This window comes from Vibrio sp. 704 (assembly GCF_033339295.1).
The window spans coordinates 1-542 of sequence record NZ_JAWOUH010000905.1 but is presented as its reverse complement, the minus strand read 5'-3'; the positions used below and the strand labels follow the sequence as shown (position 1 = coordinate 542).

Here is a 542-nt window from a genome sequence, read left to right as displayed (position 1 = left end):
TGAAATGTAGACTTGAGCATCCCCATCATTGTGCGTGATCACTACGCGTGGGTGTTCCAAAAAGCGATCAACGATACTGATGATTCGAATGTTTTCGCTGACGCCTTCAATTCCAGGCACCAACGCACACATGCCGCGGATGATCATGTTGATCTTTACCCCCGCGTTGCTTGCTGCGTAAAGACGGGTGACGATGCCTTTATCGACGAGGTTGTTGACCTTTATGGTTAATCCTGCCTTTTTGCCCGCCTTTGCATTGGCGATTTCATTGTCAATCAGGCGGTAAATTTGGGTGCGCGAATTACGCGGAGAAACCATCAAGTGATTGAACTTCACTGGGCGATAAGGGTTCTCAATGTATCCAAACACGTTGCGCACTTCATTGGGGATTTCTTGGTCTGCGGTGAGCAGCGAAAAGTCGGTATAGATTCGAGCGGTTTTTTCGTGGAAGTTGCCCGTGCCAATGTGCGCGTAGCGAATAATATCGTCACCTTCACGGCGACTGATCATCAATAACTTTGAGTGAATCTTTAAACCGGGCG

1 pseudogene is annotated in these 542 nt (G+C 48.3%); it reads right to left on the bottom strand.

Annotated elements, in window-relative coordinates:
- Window positions 1–542, bottom strand: a pseudogene (locus tag R7R24_RS29800) (RNA degradosome polyphosphate kinase); the annotation flags it as partial.